The sequence below is a fragment of the Methylophilus sp. TWE2 genome, assembly GCF_001183865.1.
Lineage (GTDB): Bacteria > Pseudomonadota > Gammaproteobacteria > Burkholderiales > Methylophilaceae > Methylophilus.
Genome location: NZ_CP012020.1, coordinates 1,680,660 through 1,700,899 on the forward strand (window position 1 = coordinate 1,680,660; position 20,240 = coordinate 1,700,899).

The following is a 20,240-nucleotide window of genomic DNA, read 5'->3' on the forward strand; positions in this document are numbered from 1 at the left end:
GAAAACCAAAACTTTATAGCTTTAAAAAAGCTAGCGTTGAAATAGAAGTTGCTATTACGATATTTACAGTATTAAATCCAGAGGGAATATCCTTTCTAAGGACATTCAAGAAATAAATAACAAGTGTTACAAAATATGTGGCACTTAAACAAATTAACATACCTTTAAGCCCAAATCTAGGTAAAAGCCAAATTGACGATATTCCAAAAGTAATTAAAGACAGTATTTGAGAATAAACACGCACTTTCTGTTTACCATATGCTGTAAGAAGTACTCCTTGAGAGGCCGCAATATATCTAATCCAAACGAGCAGCCCAACATATGGCCACAGTGAGCTGATTTCATCATACTTCTGGCCATAGATGTAATGGGAAAAAGAACTACCTAGAAAGGTGAAAAAAGCCCAACCTATTCCGCCAAAAACTAACATCTTTGTGTTCAATATGGAGGAGTATTTTTTATTTACTGTTCTATCCTTCATATTCGCAGCTAAAGTTGGAAGGTACACATTAGATAATACTGGAGCAAATTGCATTGCTCCTTGGAGCCATTTTGTGGCTGCTTGATATAAGCCCACCCCAACCAAACCAAGAAAATGATTGACTACAATTGTATCTACCTGTTGAAAAAAGTTGGTAAAGCCCGTATCTGCGGCATATGGGATGCCTTTCTTTAGGCTGCTTTTAACTTCTATGCTTTTGCATTGGAATTTGACAGGCCCAATATTTTTAAGATACGCAATAAATGAAATAAATATATAAATTAGTTTTGAGATTACAAATCCTATTGCAACAGTAATTACAGTTGGATGAACCAGCATAATAATTACCAATACAAAAAAATGTATAACCGCACCAAGTGTAGCTATATTTGTTTCTTCCTTAAATTTACCTACCCCTCGAAATGCTGAATTCAAGAACTCGCTAAATGAATTCAGTAAAGTAGAAATTAATAAAATCCAGAACACTTGCTCAGTAACGTTATCTTTAGGAAAAAATATGAAGTATATGTAGCAAATTAATATGACCATGCCTGATAAAACGGCTTTAGAGACCATAAAACTTCCGACTAAGTCATTGACCTGCGATGCATCAATGCCTATTTCTCTTAAAAGCTGCTGAGAGAATCCGTAATCTACGATAAGCGCAAATAAGGAGGCTAGCGTAAACGCATAAGCAATTAATCCAAAATCATGTGGCCCTAAAAATCTAGCCATTAGAACAAAGACTATAATGCCTGAAATCATTTTTATGGCTGTTGTTAAGCCCATAAATAAGGTGCTTCTGAACATACTAGACTTCGTTATCCTGAAATCTATAGCCCTGCTATCGATTTCAAATCATTTGGTGAAAGGGCTGCTAATAAATCATTAATAAAAGCATTCTGTTTCTTAAATGCCAATTCTGGATCAGTATTTATGGAAGATGTACGAAACAGCAAGCCATCTGGAATGACGCCATGCAACCCATAATTTAGTTTTTCAAGTTTGGTTTCTTTATTACCAATCACAACCTTATTACCGATAGTTGTCCAATAAGTAATTGGTTCCACTCTAGGGCCCATGGTTCCAACCAAACGTTTAACCTTAACTGTCCCCTTAGATGTCGACAAATCGCCTGTTTTCCATGGGCTAATTTGGAAACCTTGTGCGGGGTAACATACCTCAGGATAATGAAGCCCTGTGCTATCACTTTGATCTTCACCGTAAGCTATGACCAACATCACTATCTCATCTTTATCATTCATATAGGTTCTTGATAAAGTTTGGTTATAAATCTTGTGAATTAAAGATTCAAGATGAGGATTAACGATAGGTTTAATTCCAGTATCGATTTCTTTCCAGGAGCCAAACTGCTTGGGTATTATTTGCTCAAGAACAAAACCTTGGCGATCGCTCGCCATTTTATGGGTGGGTCGCAAATTGATCGCGGCTATTGCCGCAAAAATCATAAGCAACATTAAGATGATTTTTTTTAATACCATTGGGCTACTCTTTTTCCAGTTTTGCAACCACCATTTTTTGAATCAAGGTATCGATAGTAATAATTAATATAAGCGCGACCATAAATAGCACGATCCCTGCAAAGCCATGGACAAAGCCTTGTCCAACTTCATCGCCGAAATAATAAGTAATCAAGGTAATGGCGATCACTCGTATGGTGTTTGCTGTAAATGAAATGGGAATTATAAAAAGCGCCAATACTACGTTTCTTGCTAAAGAGTCATGCTTAACCAAATTAAGATATAGCAAACCTAAAGCCTCTAGTGATATCAATGTATGCATACCGGCACATGCATCAGCCACCAGAAGCTGATATTGCCCAATTTGCAAAACAACACCCGTGCGTGCGATTGGATAATCAAACCAGTAGAGCACATGCTCTGCCACTTGTGATACTGCTATTTTCATTGGCATGGTGACTGCATCAACAAAAAAACCAGGTAGAGGCACCATAAACAACATAAAAAAGAGCGGAAACCATAACGCTAGTAAAACCTTCCAACCTTTGAACAGCAAGATAAGCGACGCAATTAACATAATCTGCGCGAACATATCCAGGATTAAAATGTCTTGAGATCTGCCAATTACGTAGCACAACAAGGCAAAGAAAAACAGTAACCACCCAGAAAAATTGGCCGACTTGGAGGGTAAATAAAACGCCTCACGTTTATCATAAAATAAATAAAGTACTACCATTAAGACGAGCGGACCATGCGCTTGATCAGCTTCGCTCCAAATGTTATTGAACAAATTATGATAGGTGGGCGAAATAAGAACAATAAATCCAATCATTAAGGGCCACCAAGCCTTTAAAGCTGATTGAATTTGTTCTTGAGTAACTCTCAAGTTCATAGATTACCTAGTAATTATTCGACACTGCACCAATAATATTGGCACCAGCTCCATCTATCTGATTTTTCAAAAGTTTGAATCGATTAATAGAAGTATGATGAAGTCTTGACACCAATACAGCTCCCCGTGAAATCGAAGCTAACATTTGCGCATCAGATCCTGCAGAAAGCGCTGGACTGTCGATAATTATCACGTCGAAAATAGAGCTGGCGTATTTGATTAATTGGGGGAAGTTTTGCCTGCCAATCAATTCCTGCGGGTTTGGTGGCACAGTACCGGCACCCAGTACAGTTAGGTTTGGAAAATCAGGGATATTAAATAGGGCCTCAGCACCTGGAGTACGATCAGCCAAAATGTCCGACAAGCCAAAAGACTGCTTCAGATTGAATATTTTGTGCTGACGCGGCTGTCGCATATTACCGTCAATCAACAATGTTTTTTTACCAAGCTGCGAAAACACAACAGCCAAATTGGCTGAAATATAGCTAGCCCCATCTCCTGAGTCGGAAGCGACCACAGTTAAAGCCTTGAACCCTTCATTCAACCAGCGAAACATAATCTGGCTTCGTAGCGCCCTGAAACCCTCAACCTGAGTTGAAAAAGGTTGGTATGCTGCAACCAAATCAGCACTATACTGAGCATTTGCAGCGGGCAGATAAGCATAGTCGAACTGACGGGACAGAACTTGCTGCAAGTCATCTTCCGTGATCAACCCTAACTGCTTGGCTGCATCGCCAAACTTGATACCCTCTTCTTTTTGTCTACGTAAAATACGGTCAGTATCCTCTGGGGTTATTTTACCCATATCCAACAACAAACGCCCTATACTAGAGACGTTTTCATGTGTTTTGGAATCAATGATTTGCTGACTCATATTAATAACCTTTGGCAAAACGCGGTAACAGCCCGCTTTTTTTTGTTTTAGAAGTATTTGATTCGATCATTGCAAGCAAGGGCAACTCAACTAACTCTATAATATCTTCAGTACTACGTACTTTTCTGTTCATCATTTCAGATAAAAGCGCGAAAGCGATTCCCAACATTCCGCCGAGGAAAATCGACAAAATTGTATTGAGTAATAATTTAGGGCTTGAATGCTTGTCTGGAGGAATTGCAACATTGAGAATGGATATATCGCTCTCGTTCGCCTTCCCTTCGATACTAGTCTGATTCAATCTTTGCGTGACATTGTTATAGGCAGTTTGCGCGGTTTCGACATCTCGCTGCAACACAATTAACTGGTCACGAGAGCGATTTAGGTCTAACACTTTCTGCTTTTGTGCTGCCAAGGCTGCTTTTAGCAAAGCCTCGTTTTGAGAGTAAATACGGGCACTACCGCCTACGCTACTACCGATTCTAGATACTTCAATATCCAATTGAGATTTCAGTTTATCTACTTCAGCTTGTGCCGCTTGATATTGAGGGTGGTTCGTGCCAAGACGATTACCTGCCTCAGCTAATTTAGAAGTCGCCTGTGCCAGCGCGACTTTAAGATTCTGAATGACCGGACTGGCAGCGACGTCAGGAGATGCATCACCGTTTGCATTTGCATTTTTTTGCCGGGAAGATGAATCCAGTGCCTGCGCTTGAACCATAATCAACTGATTTGCCAATTGGTTCAACTTGGCATTTTCAACGTCCAGATTTTCAGCGATACTAGTTAAGCCATTTTCCTGTTGGTATTGGGATAATCTAATCTGAGCCTGTTCAAGTTTTTCCCGATAGATTTTTGCCTGAGTTAACAAATACCCTGCTGCTTTTTGTGAAGGTTCAACCTTTAAGCGCAAGCTCGCCTCTTGATAAGCATCTGCAAACGCATTGGCAATTGCAGCAGAGAACTGAGGATCGCTGCCAGTGTAACTAATCTCGAGAATACTACTTTCACGTGAAGGCTTGACATCCAGTTTTTTTAGCAACAGATCAGCCAACCAGTCTTCAATATTCAGTGACCCTTCAGATGCCTCTTCAAACTGTTGCTTAATCACCGGGCTATTGGTCAAACCCAAGTTCTGGACGACTTTCACAGCGACTGCGTGACTTGTGATGATATCCACTTGAGTAGCCATATATCCTGGCATCAATTGGGCTTGCATTACCATGCCACTCAAGGGATCAACGCCTTTGTAGTTAACAACTAATGACGTTGTTGCCGTATAATTTTTAGGTAAAACCAAGCTAATCGATATTGTCGTACCAACAATAATCAGAAACGTCCAAATAATAATTTTGGCTCTTGCTTTAAGTATCAGTAGAAATTGCGAAAAATTCATAGTATTTGCCTTTGCTTAGAGCAAGCTTTCCTCGATATACAATACGTCTTCATCTTGCAATACGCTGGTTAAGCTCGGTGTTTGCTTGATGACTTCATTACGCTCGTCTTTACGGTGAAGTTTGACTGAGCGCTGGGTACCTCGTATGGTTAAACCACCCGCTTTGGCAATGGCTTGCATCACAGTCATGTTTTTATCAATTTTATACATACCTGGGCGCTGCACTTCACCGTAGACATATACTTGGGGCGCTTTTGGCACATAGAGCACATCACCAGGATAAACCTGTTTGTTTTGTGCAGAATTCGGCGATTTAAACAGCTCATCTATATTGATTTGCTCGGTCACAGGTGACCCGGAGATGGAAGTGGTATAAAACATCACCTCACCAGCATTTTCATTAGGGCCGCCAGCCACAGAAATAAAATCACTGATTTTACGCATGCCGCCCTGAATGCCATATTTGGCTGGACGCAATAATTGCCCCACCACAGCCACATCGCGTGAGCCCACATAGATGGTTTCACCGCCGACCACAGTGATGTCATCATTGGCATGCTGGTTAATCACATCATACAAGTCAAATTCGCTGCGTTTATCCCCACGGACTACTGTCACGATTTCAGAACCTTCTGGCGTGATACCGCCTGCTTCTGCAATCATGTCTTTTACGTCAGAAGGTCTGGTGACGGGATAACGGCCAGGTTTAAGTACCCCGCCAAGTACTGAGACTGTTTTGCTCAAAAACTGGATCACTACCACGGACACTTGTGGATTAGCAATATAACCGCCGCGTTGCAATTGCTCGGCAATTTTCTTTTCAGCCTCAACACTGCTCAGGCCACCTACCCTCACCTCGCCGATGAGCGGGAAAGTCAAAATGCCGTTTTCTGCAATGCGAATTTCACGCGTCAGTTCTGCATCGCCATAAACAGTGACTTTAACAAAGTCACCGGTGCCTAAGGTGTAATCTGCCAGCACAGGCAGTGAAAACAACAGCGTGAGTAAAAACAGGCAGCGTGTAAACAATTTCATATCTAGCTCTCGAGTAATTTTGATTCTATGAAAAATAAACGATACGTTATCGGCAAATGAATAACCGGTCTATAGCCCTTTTAAGCCATGATCAAGACTATTTGTTTTGTCAGTGGCAGAAGTTGGAGAGGCTTTAGCCGTGGCATTTGCTTCTTCTTGCTTCAGATTCGGATCTAGCACTTCAATCTGCGCCAATTTTTTTAGCCGTTGCACTTCATCCAGAATCAACTGCTGACGTTTACGCTCATTGACCGCTTTGGTGGCCATATCTTTGGCTTGCTGTTCGGAGAGGGGTACGTCAGCAATATTGGCAATGCTACGTGCGACGACTTTGATATCATCATGCATAAACAATAAATCGCCGACTTTGAGCTGATCTGCCAGGCCGACTGCTTGTTTGGGCAATGCTTCGGTCGGAATGGTTTCTTCTGCGAGCTCAAAATGTATTTGGTGACTATTGAGCCAGACTTTCAACTCCTCGGCATTGCTGACCAGCGTTTGTAACTGGTTAGTATCGACCTTGGCCGAGTCATTAGCAAAGATAATATCCGACGTGGTGAACACTTTACGGTGACTAAACACCTCAGGGTGCTCAACCATGAATTGCTGTACTTCTTTTTCAGTGGCAGGCCCTAAAGCAGACACTTTTCGTGCCAAATATGCCTGTGCATAAATTTGTGCACGGGCTGCATCCACCAGTTGCATGACTTCCGGGGTGCGATCAAGGTTAAGCTTTTGCGCCTCTTGTACTAATAACTGGCGATCAATCAGGCTACCAAGCATTTGCTTGGCCACTTTTTGCGGATTAGCCACCGGCACTTGCAGGCGCTTCATTTCACCATTGATTTGATGTACCGTAATTTCGTCGCCATTGACCTTGGCCACCACCTGTGTTTGCTTGCCGAGTGGATCACTGTTGCTGCAAGCGGCCAGCGTGGCTAATAACAGGCTTGTCATTACTTTACGTTTCATGGTTTTTGATTCCTGTTTTTTCTAAGGTAAAAGGCTCTGGTTGCAAATTCATGACTGATTAATATTTAACAGTGTTGAATTGAAAAATGTCTTAAATTTTTAAATCCAGGGTAACACTGGTGGTGACGTCATTGAAATCAAAATTGTTGTAGCCATTGGAGGCATCGCGCGACGATTTGGAGGTGTTAAGAATCAAGCCAATATTTTTGATGGGCTGCCAAGTCACGGAGGCTCCCAAACTGCGTTCATCGTCGGTACGGGAAGGCAGACCTGCTACCACAGGTTGCTTGAAATCGCGCTGTGCATAACGACCGTTGATGGCAAAAATGAGTTTTTCACTGTAAAAATAACTGAGGTTTGCTGTAAGCGCATCCGTGGCTGAATAACTACTATAAGGCGTATCAAACTGACCGATTGTGCGCGAGAGTTCTGAATTAAGCTTCAGTTTGCCGGTCAGCAAGAGATCGTAGCGGATAAACCCTAACCACGAGTCATAATCGCGCACGCTGAAGGTATCATACTTACGCGACAAATAAGCCAGTTTGGTACTTAGGTTACTTTTACCAGTCGCTTTAAACACGGTGTCCCACTCAAACTCGTCTTCAGTATATCCATTATCTAGCACACCAATAAGACTGGCCGGACGCTGAAAATCGCCGGTGCGTTTATGCCCTAACAGGGTCATGTTGGTCCCTGAGGCGAAATTGTAGCGGGCACCATAATCAAATGCGGTGAAATCGAAATCAGGGATGGCATTGAATGTTGCACTGTTAGTGGCACTGTATTCAGTGAAGCCGGCAATCAAGGCCCAGACTTTATGCGGCGAATATTCGGCCCTAAACTGGTTGGTCTCGGTGGTGCGAATATTTTGGGCCAACGTTCTAAAGTCGGCAAAGCCTGCCAGTGCTTTAGATTTGCTGGTTGATAGTGTGCCTGTTAAAGCCGGTGTCAGCGTCCAACGCCAGGCAGCATCATAATTGAGTGTGTTGAAATCGAGAAAGTCATTACGCTGATATTTGTTGTCTATGTAATTGAGATTCACAATAAAACGTTGTTGCGAGTAGCTTTTATCAAGTTTGACCCCCGCCGTATAGGTGGTAATCTGGTCAGAGATTTCATTATTACTTAAGCGAAACAGGTTGTTATCCCAGGTTTTATTAACCGCAGCGTTGAATTGCAGGGTGTCGAATTCATCTGCCATTGCACTTGAAGCCATCGTACTTGAACCATAGATCACCGATAAACACCACCAAATAAATTTGGGCACCCTTGGAGATAATTTAGCGTTTTTAGGTTTTATAGACATGCAGTGGCCGTGTTGGTTAAAAATGAGGCGATTGAATTACCAAATGATTTGTGCACAAAAGGTGATTTTAATTAAAGCTTAAGAGCCCTGTTTTCATTATAGTCACGCGAGCAGCATCAGGCACCACAAATGATAAACCATGATGAACAACTATTATTAAATTTTTTTGACAGATTACCATGTAAATTCAAGTGATGCACCTGTACAAAAGGACGATTGCAAGAATCGTGCATTGATGCCACTATCGCAGTTGCGTTAAACTTAAAAAATATTAAGAAATAATTGGCTACGCGGGCAAATTGCTGCGTTGCACGGTACTGAGACCTTACCGTACTTACTGTTTGGGTTATTGTGTTCCGTGCGCCTTACACTTTAAATCCCGTTCGCTGACTTTTTTGTATTTCTTTAACATTGAAGCCCCAACACAATAATTACTAATTTCACATATGGCGACTAAACCTCCGATCAGAACACTCTCCGGCTTTTCATCTGGCGGGAGTAATCCACTTTACATGCTTGAGTCTCTCGTTGAGCCCTTGGTAATGGTGTTTGTGCTGTGGGGATTGTTTATTTATACCGAAAACCGCATTCCGATGTCCATTTTTATTACATCGATCGTGCTGTTTTCGATTTCTTTCCCTAGCGGCGCCAAAATTCGCAAGGGTTTTGCCAAGATGTGCCGGGATGTGATTGGTCAATGGCTGGTGATTGCCACCTTTTTGCTGACCTTTGCTTATATCACTCGTTACATCACCTTATATAGCGAAAAATTAATTCTCGCCTGGTTGATTTTGACGCCAGTTGCCCAAATCATGGCCTTGCAAATATTAAAGTGGGCCAGCCCCAAATTGATTGAGTGGCAAGGACCGCGACAAAACACTTTGATTATCGGCTTGAATGAGCAAGGTCTGCTTTTGGCGGATAATCTGAAACGTGATTATTATCAAAGAATCAATATCCTGGGATTTTTTGAGGACCGTGCACCTAACCGGCTTCCACAAATAGATGCCTATCCAGTACTTGGCAGTTTGAATGAACTGAGCCATTACTTGAAGTCACATACCGTGCATAAACTCTACATCGCATTGCCGATGTCCAGTCACCCCCGTATCTTGAAATTGCTGGATGACCTCAAAGACACGACAGCTTCCATTTACTTTGTGCCTGACATTTTTATCACCGACCTGATTCAGGGGCGCGTTTCGGATGTCAACGGCATTCCTGTGGTTTCTGTGTGCGATACGCCATTTACCGGGATGGATGGCTTTATCAAACGTACGGCAGATGTTTTATTTTCATTGTTTGTGTTGATTTTGATTTCTCCCATTTTGATCGGTATTGCGATTGCGATTAAGGCCACCTCCCCAGGCCCGATTATTTTCAAGCAACGTCGTTATGGCCTGGATGGGCAACAGATTTTGGTGTACAAGTTCCGCTCCATGACTGTCACGGAAGACGGTGCAACGGTCACACAGGCCACCCGAAATGACCAACGCATTACGCCACTGGGGGCTTTTTTGCGTAAGACCTCCCTGGATGAGTTGCCGCAATTTATCAATGTGTTACAGGGCCGCATGAGTGTGGTTGGGCCACGCCCGCATGCGGTGGCGCACAACGAGGAATATCGTAAGCTGATTAAGGGTTATATGGTACGCCACAAGGTCAAACCCGGGATTACTGGTTGGGCGCAGGTGAATGGTTTCCGCGGTGAAACGGATACCCTGGAAAAAATGGAACAGCGCGTGCATTATGACCTTGAGTACCTGCGCAACTGGAGCCCGCGCCTGGATATGTTGATTGTAGCCAAAACGGTATGGTTAACCATTGTGGGCCAGGACGGCGCTTATTAGGGAAAGCAGACAATCAAATAAAAAACCGGACAATTTGTCCGGTTTTCTATTTTTGATGTTGGGCAATCAGTGCCAGCGCCTGCGCTACCCAATCTTTTTGCAAACAATCCAGCACATGCACATCATCCATACCGCGCAACCAGGTGAGCTGACGTTTGGCTAGCTGGCGCGTAGCATACACACCATGCTCCCCCAGCGTTGGCAAGTCAATGTCCCCATGTAAATACTGCAGCACCTGGCGATAGCCGACACAGCGCATACTAGGAGTATCCATCGTCAGTTGGGGATATTCAATCAGCAGCCTTTTCACCTCATCCACAAAACCCTGTTTCAGCATGAGTTGAAAGCGTTCGGCAATCCGCTGATGTAGCACACTGCGGTCGCTTGGCATCAAGGCCAGTTTAAGGATATTGAATGGCAGCGAGACTTTTTGTGACTGCGCGCGCAAGACGCTCATGGGTTGTCCACTAATGCGGTACACCTCTAATGCGCGCTCTATGCGCTGGGAGTCGGTGGTGTGTATTTTAGCGGCGACAGTCGGGTCGATGCTGGCTAACTGGGCATGCATGGCCGGCCAGCCTATTGTGCTTGCTTCGGCTTCAATTTGCGCGCGAACGGCGGCATCTGCTTCTGGCAAATCACTCAAGCCATGCTGCAAGGCATTGAAATAGAGCATGGTCCCGCCGACGAGCACGGGGATACGGCCCTGCTGCGTGGCCTCGTGCATCAGTGCCAAAGCATCCTTTGCAAATTGCGCTGCTGAATACTGTTCTAACGGTGAAATGAGGTCGATTAAATGATGCGGGGCCTGGCGTAGCGTCTCGGCATCAGGCTTGGCAGTGCCGATATCCATACCTTTGTAGACTAGGGCCGAGTCTACGCTGATGATGTCTACCGGGAAGCGTTGACACAAGGCGATAGTGGCGGCCGTTTTACCACTGGCAGTTGGCCCCATCAGAAAAACGGCTGGAGGCAAACGCTTGTTAACTACTATGGACATAAAACATTAAAAGGACATGCATCATGCATCAATCATCAATGTCACTCAAGAATACACGTTTATTTATCGTACTTTACGTAACTAAAACGCAGATCATCCTGCGGCGTCCCTTCCAGGGCTGAACCTGCCTGTGGTTGCCATTGAATGACCTCTTCAATTTTACGCGCCAGTTCAATGTCTTTCATGGTGATGCCTTTTGCGCTATGCGTGCATAGCTTGACGATGACAAACGCATACGATACCGTTAAATCAGGATGATGCCAGGCTGCTTCTGCCAGGTGTCCAATGGTGTTGACCACCATGAGCGTGCCTTTCCAGCTATTGGTTTTGTACTTGCGGCGTATCCAGCCATCCTCATAAAACCAGTGTGGCAATGATTCAGAAAAATGTTGTTGAATTTCCTGCTCGGTAAGAACTTGGTCGGTCATGGCCTTCTCCTCGTCGTTTTTTGAGAGGCTAACAGTATACTCCTGTGGAGCCTAAGCTTAATGAGGAAAATCTTGGTTTAAGGTGTCAAGGAAGCACACATCGCGGTGATTACGGTTAAATCTGCACTGGTACCAGGATTCAATTTCTGCTGTTTGAGCGCCTGGTCCCATGCCAGCAATGCCGGCATTGCGTGTTTGGGATTCTCCATGGCTAGCAAAGCCTTGTATTGGGCCTGCGACTCTTGTTTCACACTTGTCGCCGTTTCAGCACCATATTTACGCGCAATATGACTATCGGGAAACGTGGACAGCCAATATAAATACACCGCTGTCAATGCCCACGCCGGGCGTTCCCAGCGTGCCATCAGCTCGCGATAAAGTGGCAACGCTTGCGAGAAGATGGTTTCATAACCATCGACATATTGCCGCGCTACCGTATCATGCGCGCTTGCCAGCCGCATTGCTTCCAGCAAATCAATTTGCGGCACTTGTGAAATATCATGCTCTTCACGTTGCCCCATCCCTGCCGGGCTCACCAGTCGTATGCCTTCATAGACGCACGAAGCATCGGCCATCGTGGTTTGTTGCAGCACTTGTTGCAAGCCATTTTTTAAATCTAATTGCGGATACTCTTTTAGTGCCTGGACGATTGGCCCAGCGAGCAATACGATTCCCAGATTTGTATTGCAACCTACCTTGTCATAAGTGGCTTGTAGTGCATCCAATATCCGTTGCCCTAAAGAACGCACACCAAACGCCTGGTCGTCACATAAGGCTGGTGCAGAAACCTCTGCACTCAGAATAAAATCCTGGACCTGCATGCCATGCCCATCGGCAAAAATATGCACGTTGCCGGGTTTGAGCGCCTCAAGTTCTGCCAGGCAGGCATTGAGGTAGGCTTGTTGTACTGAAATGCGCATAAGCAATGTTCTACAGCTTTACCAGACGCAACAGGTCATTGACGAGCACGTCAGCAATCTCAAATGGGGTAATGCTTTGCAAGCCGCGCCAGGCTGGGATGCTGTTGACTTCAATCACCCATAACTTGCCATGTTTGTCGCGCATGATATCCACGCCTGCATAATCAATATTAATGGCTTGTGCTGCCTTGACGCCAAGCTCAGCGACATCCACCTCGTGACAAACAGTACAGCGTGCGCCACGGGCGACATTATGTAACCAGCCCTCCCCTTGCCGCTTCATGGCTGCCACCGGCTCACCGCGAACAACAAATACACGATAATCATGCTGATGCTGGCCACACTCGATTTTTTCTTGCAGATAATACACTCCATCGACAAAGGGATCTTGCGGTAGCGCAAATTGCTGCGGATGCTCTATCAAACGTACGCCTTTGCCCTGGGAGCCAAACAGCGGCTTGATCACCAGAGACTTACCGGCATCCAGCGCCTGCTGCATCAAGGGATGGGCAACGCCGCGATGTTCGCATATCCAGGTGGCAGGTGTGGCAACGCCCTGCTCTGCCAGCAATTGGCTGGTCAGGCCTTTGTCTACGGTGATTTCAATGGCACGCGCCTGGTTGTAAATCGTCATGCCCTGACGTTGCAGGGTATGCAGGATATTCATGCGCGTAATAATTTGCTGCGTCGTGCCAGCGGCAACACCTCGCACAAAGGCGATCGGTGCGCTCTGTGTCAAACCTGGGATATGTACTTTGACCTGCTGATCCACAATACTGACGTGGCAACTATCCAATGACACCATCAATGCCTGCCAGCCTCGTTTGGCAAAGGCGTGCGCCAGGCTTTGTCCGTGCCAGCCGCCAGCCTGGGCGACTTCATCGGTAAAAATAGGAACGACGTTCATGTCAGCATTGAAATGATCACGCGGGACCCATGCATTTTGCACAGAATCCCGCGTCTATGACTTTATAAGACTGTAAATTTAACTTCCAAAGGATTGATTTAGAAGGGTTTCATTAAACTGCCCGCCAAAGAAAGTCTTGCCGGACTTGAGATTAGTCACACTGACCTTGGCTGGTGAAAACAGCATGGGGTCAATCTGATAAAAGTCCATATTGACGGCTTTGAACACCTCTGCAAATGGGCGACCGTAATCTTTGGATGAAGAGGAAGGTAGTTGCTGGGCGAGTTGTTCCGCTGCAGTATCATCGGTATTCACAAACAGTTGCACAAAGCCGCCAAACAGGATCGCATCATTGGTACGGCCCATGCCCACGATAAAGTCTGGTGAGGGCGCCGGTACTGGCGCGACACCATAACCATCGACAATGGCATTCAGGTCAAAATGCAAAGTATGGCATTTATGCAGTGCCACTTCGAGCACACGTGCAGTCACTTGCAAGGAACCGGCCACACTGCGGGTTGGGGTCAGGATAAATGTCAGCTTATTAGCTGGCAAGCCAGTATCCCTGGCCACTTTTTCTATCACTTGTACAGGCGGCACCTTGTCGGTTTCTAGCACCAACACCGTTTGCTCACCTTTGTCGGCGTAGTGAATGTCTTTGAAGACATCTTCACGCTGGGCTATCGAGCGGGCCGGGCCGCTGCCCAGTGAGAAGAATTTTTCGTGTGACAAAGCCCAGCCGGCATACTGGCTGCCCAGACAGGCAATCACCGGTTGAGTAGCCGTCACCATGACACTAAGTGGCCAGTGGGCAAATTGCGGCACTTGCTGCAATGCCACTTTACCTAAGCCACCCATGCAAATTTCGGCGATGATGCGCCCTGCTTCCAGGCCGCCAGTGGCCTGTATACCTGCGTCCACAATGGTGGCGCCTGTTTCATGTGTAGACACTGCGCAGCCCAAGGCCGGGGCATTGGCAATAAGGTGCGCCACCAGTGGTGCGCTATATTGTTGAACGCTAATGGATGTTGAATTCGATGCGGTTACAGACATAAGTCCCCCATAGTTTCTCTAATCGTGTTTTCTTATCTTGCAAAGCCTGTAGCATTTCCCTGTCTGAGCCCCCTTCTGCATATAGACTGCACACGGGCAGGCCTGCGGCAATCATGCCAACACTGGGCCGGTCTTCCAACCAGTCAGGAAAGTCTAGATCACTTGCGTTAATCTCTTGCCGTGCATACACAATACAATGACTGGCATGCGTCTTCATGGACTCTTGCAAAGGCATCATGTTGCCACGGCAACTGTCCAGATGCGCTTTGATCAATGGCAACTCGGCATACAGCCGCATACTGGCGCTCAGTCGGGGGTTCACCTCTATGAGATGCAACTCGCCCTCATGCCAGATGGCATCAATACTGTTAATGCCAACTAATCCCAAGCCTGGCAAGACTGCCTGCAATAACGCTGTGGCAGCGACAGTTAGCCCTGGATCATGCAAGCGCTTCACGCCAGCATAAGCATAGCTCCCTGCGCGTTGCTTGAGTGCATGTACGCCAATCAATGTGAATGTCTGTTGATGTGCGACAAACAATATGCCCACTGCTTGTCCTGGCTGAAAGGCTTGCCAGTAACTTTTTGCAGTGACTGTTGCTGCAGGTGACCAGTCTTGCACATGCATCCCACCACATTGCCCCGCCTGTTTATGCAGCCAACGACCTTCAAGCGGCTTTTGCATTGCGATGCGTGGCGACTGGACGCCGTGCGCATCACAATAATTTTTCAGCCATTGTGGATTTTTGACCTGGGCCACGGTTTCCGGTGTATTGCCAAATACTGCATGGCGTGTGAATAACTTTACATATGCCGCTTGATCTGCTTCCAAACCAGAACCAAGTAGAACGGCATCTGGCTTGAAACTATCCAATACTTCCAGCAACCCGGACATTTCATTGTTGACATCCGGTCCGCAAAAGCCTGGCCAGGGGTATACCAATGTTGCAGATTGTTGCGTATCGTTATCCGCAAACGCGTCCACAGCCAATACGCTAAAGCCTTCTTGTTGCGCCATCTGACTATAAATACGCGCGCTCTGTGACAATACAGCCAATCGCAAGAATCGCTTTACTCCACGTGTGCACAGGCATATTCATATGCCTGGTGGTAATCAATGTGCATGGGGCTTTCGCTTTGTAGCATTTGCTCCAGCAATTTATTCTGTGTGACATATTTCAATTGGCCAATCGCCAAGGCGCCAAAACCGGCCACTTGTGTGCCTTCAATCAGTCCACCATCAGAGAAAGTGTCTACGCCCTCAATGCCAGAAGGAGGAACTGCGTTAACATCTGCCACGACTTTCAGTGATTTGGAGTTGGCGAATTGCTTGATTTCAAGGACGCGAATACCAGCTGGTGTCGCACACAAGGCCACTGTCGCCTCATTTAACACAGCCACTTTAGCAGCTTCTGTACTGCCATCCACCACTTTAAGGTTGACATCATAATTGGCTGATAATTTATCGACATATGCCTGCATGCTGGCCACATCCGAGTGCGCCACCATCAATACAGTTGCCCCCTGGCGAGCTGCGATGAGTGCTGCTGTCGAGCCCACGGTACCACTGGCACCAAAAATAGCGACTTTTTCCTTGCCCAAACCACTACCAGACTTTTGCAAATAAAAATCGACTTTGGCCAGCATGGCTGCTGCCGTGGTAAAGGCACCGGACGGATCAGAAAAAGTATGGCATTCAAATGGCTTGAACATGGCACTGCGTGCCTGCTTCTGCATTTCAAGCGCCACCTGGATATCGCGGCCACCAAAAAATAAGGCTTGCTGCTTTAATCCACTCGGGCTGCGTGAAAAAATGGCATCCTGCGTCAACGCGACGATTTCATTCAAAGTCACATCGGTGTAAGAAATAATTTTTTCATAGCCAGCATCAAAGGCCATATTCACATCAAATGGACTGGCATTCTTGGCAGCAGTGAACAAATGCATAATACTGGTTTTTTTCATTCTTCCCCCCGGTACGGTTCGTTAACAATATCTTTCGCCAATATACACATATCCAGACCAGTTCAAAATAAAGAGTAGACCTTAAAAGCCATAACTTTTCAAAATTATCTTAAGAAAATTTAATCTGCGCCATTCCCTAATACAATATTGGCTGACTGATTCATGGCTGCTGTGACGATAAAACCCAAGGAGGCTTCATTAGCATGCGCATGGAGCAGCTGCATTTGCATAGCGACCGCTTCTGCACGCGAAGGCAGCAGCACAAATCCTGTTGGTCCCCAGGACGTTTGCCCAATGCCGTCATAACCTTGTTTTTTAATGGATTGTAAAATGCTCCCCACGCTTGAACTGGCATAGGCACCCCCCTGTGCAGGCGCGAAATAATCTGCATTATAAGCTTGCAAATCACCAAGAAAACGGCTGAAGGTGGCAAAATCCTGTTCGATCAAGGCAGGCAAACCCTGGCTCAACAGCTGTTGCTGGATAACTTGTGTGGCGGTCAGCGATTGTGGCTCAAGCTGTTTAAATGCGTTTTTTTCACCTTGACCATGCAATCCATCGCGACTGTTGTCAACAATGAGTAAAAAGTGCCAATCTGATGGGAAAGCATGTTGCGCAATTAAGGGCGGCACCTCTGTATGCGGCCCGCGTCCACCATCTACCACAAACCCACCATGTTCAAACGTCGCAATGCCAATCCCTGAACGGGCACCGCGCTGGTGCGTTGCTGCGATCTTCGCTGCATTCACTGGCAGACCCAACAGGGTATTCACCGCGACGCCCAATGCCAGTGCCATCTGCGTGCCTGAGCCGAGGCCACCATGGCGAGGGACGGCCTGCTTGATGGTTACATTCAGTTCGGCATTGATTCCGTAAGCACTCAGGTGATGCTGCAACCTCCCGGACACCCATGGATCCAATGGAGACTGCTGCGGGCCAAGCCCCACGGCCAATGAAGTTTGAAAGGCATCAATCGCCACGCCCACACTGCCAAACTGGCGTTGGCTTTGCTGGCTCAAGTTAAAAAAACCGAGATGTAAGCGACCATATGTGGTCACGCTGACCACGCGCTCTACAGGAATCACTGCATTCATGGCGTTTTATTATATAGATGCTAAAAAAATTGGAATGGCAATGTCATGGCGACGTGACATTAAAACATGATTTTGGCATAATGGCCGCTATAAAAGTCATTCTACAATCAGACTATGTCCGGCAAACGGCCTCTACTGATCGAATTTTAGTCCATTGCACTCCGCGATAGATGATCACCAGTTTTAAAATAATTAAGGGTTTTATATGGTAAGTCATGTTATTCCATTTGAGAATCTAAGAAACACCGATGTGCCGTCCGTTGGGGGCAAGAACGCTTCCCTGGGCGAAATGATCTCTCAGCTCACAGCCAAAGGCGTACGCGTTCCTACCGGGTTTGCGACCACTGCCGATGCTTACCGCGAGTTTCTGGCCCAAGGTGGCTTGAATGACAAAATCAATGACTTGCTGGACAAACTGAATGCAGATGACACTCAGGAATTGGCGCGCGTAGGCTCAAAAATCCGCCAATGGATCATGGAAGCAGAGTTTCCACCGGCATTGCAGGCAGCGATCGCCGACAACTATGCCAAACTGATTGAGAAATCAGCACCAGGGACTACCTTTGCTGTACGCTCTTCCGCGACTGCCGAAGACTTGCCAGACGCTTCTTTTGCCGGTCAGCAAGAGTCTTTCCTGAATATTCATGGTTTGGACAACATTAATCACGCCATTAAAGAAGTGTTCGCCTCGTTGTATAACGACCGTGCGATTTCCTACCGCGTACACAAAGGCTTTGTGCATGCTGATGTCGCCCTGTCCGCTGGCGTGCAACAAATGGTGCGGTCAGACATCGGCTGTGCCGGTGTGATGTTTACCATTGATACTGAGTCCGGCCACCGTGATGTTGCTTTTATCACGTCTTCGTATGGTTTGGGTGAAACCGTGGTGCAAGGTGCCGTGAACCCGGACGAGTTTTACGTCCACAAGCCATTGCTTGCGCAAGGCAAACCAGCGATTGTGCGCCGCACCATGGGTTCAAAACTGATCAAAATGGTGTTTTCAGATGCCACACAAGCCGGTAAATCCACGCATACCGTGCCAGTCGATGCTGCTGAATCTAATCGCTACTCGCTGAACGATGCAGATATCCTGGAATTGGCAGGCTATGCCATGATTATTGAGCAACATTATGGCTGCCCAATGGATATCGAATGGGGTAAAAATGGGCTGGACAACAAACTGTATATCCTGCAGGCGCGCCCCGAGACCGTTAAATCGCAGGAGTCAGCCAGCAACGTCACCGAAACCTTCAAGCTGCAGAAGCATTCTTCTGTCCCTGTGGTGGCTGGCCGTGCCGTGACGCAGAAAGTAGGCGTTGGCCCAGTGCGTATCGTACTGGACCCAGCTGAAATGCACGAAGTACAACCTGGTGACGTATTGGTGGCAGATATGACTGACCCGAACTGGGAACCAGTCATGAAGCGCGCCAGCGCCCTAGTCACTAACCGTGGTGGCCGCACTTGCCACGCTGCCATTATTGCGCGTGAACTCGGCATTCCAGCCATTGTTGGTTCAGTCAATGCGACTGACTTGCTGCGTGATGGCGAAGTCGTGACTGTTTCTTGTGCCGAAGGTGAAACTGGCTTTGTGTATCACGGTGCATTAGAGTACGAGGTTTCTACGCAAGCCAATAGCGAACTGGCGAAACCACCATGCAAGATCATGATGAACGTTGGTAACCCGGATATGGCATTTACCTTCGCTCAAACGCCGAATGACGGTGTGGGCTTGGCGCGTTTGGAGTTCGTCATCAACAACATGGTGGGTATTCACCCGAAAGCCATCTTGAACGTTGATGCGATGCCTAAAGCGATGCAGGCAACCATTCATAACCGCGCACGTGGTTACGCCAGCCCTAAACAGTTCTATATTGATAAAGTGGCTGAAGGTGTGGCAACGATTGCTGCCGCTTTCTATCCAAAACCAGTCATCGTGCGTACTTCTGACTTCAAGTCTAATGAGTACAAGAAACTGGTTGGTGGCGACATCTATGAGCCAGATGAAGAAAACCCAATGATTGGTTTCCGTGGTGCAGCACGTTATATGGCCGAAGACTTTAAAGAGTGCTTTGCCATGGAGTGTATTGCCATGAAGAAAGTGCGCGATGAAATGGGCCTGACCAATGTGGAATTGATGATTCCATTCGTGCGCACACTGGAAGAAGCAAAAGCAGTGACCGACATCATGGCTGCCAACGGCCTTAAACGTGGTGAAAACGGCCTGCGCCTGATCATGATGTGCGAAATACCTGCTAACGCCCTGCTGGCTGAACAGTTCCTGGAGTACTTCGATGGTTTCTCTATCGGCTCCAATGACTTGACTCAACTGACTCTGGGTATGGACCGTGACTCCGGTATCCTCGCAGACGGGTTTGACGAGCGTAATGATGCAGTGAAAGTCCTGCTGAAAATGGCGATCAACACCTGTAACCGCCTGGGTAAATATGTTGGTATTTGCGGCCAGGGCCCTTCCGACCATGAAGACTTTGCCGAGTGGCTGGTCAAGGAAGGCATCCAGTCTGTGTCATTAAACCCAGACACTGTGGTTGCCACCTGGCAGCGCCTGACAAAAAAATAAGCCGTTAA

At 46.5% G+C, this 20,240-nt stretch carries 18 protein-coding genes; 2 read left to right on the forward strand and 16 right to left on the reverse strand.

Features of this window, described 5'->3' with window-relative positions; translation table 11 throughout:
• Window positions 1-13 precede the first annotated feature (13 nt).
• The 8 genes from ACJ67_RS08105 to epsL form a co-directional block, all read right to left on the reverse strand.
• Window positions 14-1,291 (reverse strand): oligosaccharide flippase family protein, encoded by a 1,278-nt coding sequence (locus ACJ67_RS08105; RefSeq protein WP_049638638.1) that lies wholly within the window; start codon window positions 1,289-1,291, stop codon window positions 14-16.
• A gap of 23 nt (window positions 1,292-1,314) precedes the next feature.
• The gene (epsI, locus tag ACJ67_RS08110) at window positions 1,315-1,983 is read right to left on the reverse strand and encodes an exosortase-associated protein EpsI, B-type (RefSeq protein ID WP_049638639.1); all 669 of its coding nucleotides are present in this window, start codon (window positions 1,981-1,983) and stop codon (window positions 1,315-1,317) included.
• A gap of 4 nt (window positions 1,984-1,987) precedes the next feature.
• Complete coding sequence (xrtB, locus tag ACJ67_RS08115; RefSeq protein ID WP_049638640.1) at window positions 1,988-2,854, reverse strand: exosortase B; 867 nt, start codon at window positions 2,852-2,854, stop codon at window positions 1,988-1,990.
• A gap of 7 nt (window positions 2,855-2,861) precedes the next feature.
• Complete coding sequence (gene epsG, locus ACJ67_RS08120; protein ID WP_049638641.1) at window positions 2,862-3,728, reverse strand: chain length determinant protein tyrosine kinase EpsG; 867 nt, start codon at window positions 3,726-3,728, stop codon at window positions 2,862-2,864.
• Between the two features lies 1 nt (window position 3,729).
• Window positions 3,730-5,124 carry a chain length determinant protein EpsF gene (gene epsF, locus ACJ67_RS08125; RefSeq protein WP_049638642.1) on the reverse strand — a complete coding sequence of 465 codons (1,395 nt, stop codon included), beginning with the start codon at window positions 5,122-5,124 and terminating at the stop codon, window positions 3,730-3,732.
• 15 nt (window positions 5,125-5,139) lie between these two features.
• A complete protein-coding gene (locus ACJ67_RS08130; protein ID WP_049638643.1) occupies window positions 5,140-6,159 on the reverse strand; it encodes an SLBB domain-containing protein in 1,020 nt (339 codons plus the stop codon).
• 69 nt (window positions 6,160-6,228) lie between these two features.
• Entirely contained in the window at window positions 6,229-7,131 is a 903-nt protein-coding gene (locus ACJ67_RS08135; protein ID WP_049638644.1) for an EpsD family peptidyl-prolyl cis-trans isomerase, read from the reverse strand.
• Between the two features lie 91 nt (window positions 7,132-7,222).
• Complete coding sequence (epsL, locus tag ACJ67_RS08140; protein ID WP_231587126.1) at window positions 7,223-8,347, reverse strand: XrtB/PEP-CTERM-associated polysaccharide biosynthesis outer membrane protein EpsL; 1,125 nt, start codon at window positions 8,345-8,347, stop codon at window positions 7,223-7,225.
• A 536-nt stretch (window positions 8,348-8,883) separates the two neighbouring features.
• Between epsL and ACJ67_RS08145 the strand changes: the two genes are divergently transcribed.
• Window positions 8,884-10,287: an undecaprenyl-phosphate glucose phosphotransferase gene (locus ACJ67_RS08145; RefSeq protein ID WP_231587127.1), complete on the forward strand. Its 1,404-nt coding sequence runs from the start codon at window positions 8,884-8,886 to the stop codon at window positions 10,285-10,287.
• 46 nt (window positions 10,288-10,333) lie between these two features.
• Here the strand turns inward: ACJ67_RS08145 and miaA are convergent, their stop codons facing one another.
• The 8 genes from miaA to ACJ67_RS08185 form a co-directional block, all read right to left on the reverse strand.
• Window positions 10,334-11,287 (reverse strand): tRNA (adenosine(37)-N6)-dimethylallyltransferase MiaA, encoded by a 954-nt coding sequence (miaA, locus tag ACJ67_RS08150; RefSeq protein WP_049638647.1) that lies wholly within the window; start codon window positions 11,285-11,287, stop codon window positions 10,334-10,336.
• Between the two features lie 59 nt (window positions 11,288-11,346).
• Window positions 11,347-11,715: a 4a-hydroxytetrahydrobiopterin dehydratase gene (locus tag ACJ67_RS08155; protein WP_049638648.1), complete on the reverse strand. Its 369-nt coding sequence runs from the start codon at window positions 11,713-11,715 to the stop codon at window positions 11,347-11,349.
• A 77-nt stretch (window positions 11,716-11,792) separates the two neighbouring features.
• On the reverse strand, window positions 11,793-12,635 hold the full coding sequence (locus ACJ67_RS08160; RefSeq protein WP_049638649.1) for a triphosphoribosyl-dephospho-CoA synthase: 843 nt from the start codon (window positions 12,633-12,635) through the stop codon (window positions 11,793-11,795).
• A 10-nt stretch (window positions 12,636-12,645) separates the two neighbouring features.
• Window positions 12,646-13,542 carry a RimK family alpha-L-glutamate ligase gene (locus ACJ67_RS08165; protein WP_049638650.1) on the reverse strand — a complete coding sequence of 299 codons (897 nt, stop codon included), beginning with the start codon at window positions 13,540-13,542 and terminating at the stop codon, window positions 12,646-12,648.
• A 78-nt stretch (window positions 13,543-13,620) separates the two neighbouring features.
• Entirely contained in the window at window positions 13,621-14,595 is a 975-nt protein-coding gene (gene mch / locus ACJ67_RS08170) for a methenyltetrahydromethanopterin cyclohydrolase (RefSeq protein ID WP_049638651.1), read from the reverse strand.
• The gene (locus ACJ67_RS08175) at window positions 14,561-15,658 is read right to left on the reverse strand and encodes an ATP-grasp domain-containing protein (protein WP_231587128.1); all 1,098 of its coding nucleotides are present in this window, start codon (window positions 15,656-15,658) and stop codon (window positions 14,561-14,563) included. Before ACJ67_RS08175 ends, mch begins: the two co-directional genes overlap by 35 nt.
• 8 nt (window positions 15,659-15,666) lie before the next feature.
• Entirely contained in the window at window positions 15,667-16,560 is an 894-nt protein-coding gene (locus tag ACJ67_RS08180) for an NAD(P)-dependent methylenetetrahydromethanopterin dehydrogenase (RefSeq protein ID WP_049638652.1), read from the reverse strand.
• A gap of 119 nt (window positions 16,561-16,679) precedes the next feature.
• A complete protein-coding gene (locus ACJ67_RS08185) occupies window positions 16,680-17,654 on the reverse strand; it encodes a hypothetical protein (RefSeq protein WP_049638653.1) in 975 nt (324 codons plus the stop codon).
• A 205-nt stretch (window positions 17,655-17,859) separates the two neighbouring features.
• Here ACJ67_RS08185 and ppsA point away from each other — a divergent pair, with 205 nt between their 5' ends.
• The gene (gene ppsA, locus ACJ67_RS08190; protein ID WP_082163968.1) at window positions 17,860-20,232 is read left to right on the forward strand and encodes a phosphoenolpyruvate synthase; all 2,373 of its coding nucleotides are present in this window, start codon (window positions 17,860-17,862) and stop codon (window positions 20,230-20,232) included.
• Window positions 20,233-20,240: the final 8 nt, after the last annotated feature.